Genomic DNA, 677 nt, shown 5'->3' on the forward strand with positions numbered 1-677 from the left:
GTGATTACTCAAAGAAACTCTTTCGTAAAAGTTATAAGGAAATATAGTTCAACCGCAACGTTTCAGCAGCTACAGTCAGAATTTATTGAAGCAAATCTGAAACCTATTATAGATTTGAATGACTTCCCCAATTATTGGAAAAGAGTTATGTATCAGTGCCTAGCAAACTCGGAAGATTTTTTCAGAGGGATCTAGAATATGATGAAAGATAGAAAATTACGACGCTTATCGGAAGTGAACGAATACTTTTTATATGAGGAGGGCTGTTTTTACAAAATCCGGTAGTAACTTGCTAACCAATTCCTAGGCAGGTCATTGGCAACAGTGGCATGCACCGAGAAGGACGTTTGTAATGTCCGCTCCGGCACATAGCAGTCCTAGGGACAGTGGCGTACAGTCATAGATGGTCGGTGGGAGGTGGTACAAATTCTCTCATGCAAAAAATATGTAAAATCGGTAGCAACTGGAAATCATTCAACACCCGCACTATCGGAAGTTCACCAGCCAGCCGCAGCACGTTCCTGCATACGACGTGTCTGCGGCTCTACCATATCTCCTATGAGCAACGTGTTAGCAGAGCCAAGCCACAACTCTAATTTTAATACATAATGAATGATAATAATAATATTAAAAATTTCCTGTGTAACTAATTTACTATATGGTTTCTGATAAGAATC

General features: G+C 39.7%; 2 protein-coding genes. One reads left to right on the forward strand and one right to left on the reverse strand.

Annotated features, from left to right (window positions below; genetic code table 11):
• The coding region (locus CSC62_RS17885) for a hypothetical protein (RefSeq protein ID WP_425502058.1) at window positions 1–195 on the forward strand (195 nt) is incomplete at its 5' end.
• Between the two features lie 302 nt (window positions 196–497).
• Here CSC62_RS17885 and CSC62_RS17890 read toward each other — a convergent pair.
• The coding region (locus tag CSC62_RS17890; RefSeq protein ID WP_211369041.1) for a hypothetical protein at window positions 498–677 on the reverse strand (180 nt) is incomplete at its 5' end.

The sequence above is a fragment of the Pseudoxanthomonas jiangsuensis genome, from assembly GCF_010093185.1.
Lineage (GTDB): Bacteria > Pseudomonadota > Gammaproteobacteria > Xanthomonadales > Xanthomonadaceae > Pseudoxanthomonas > Pseudoxanthomonas jiangsuensis.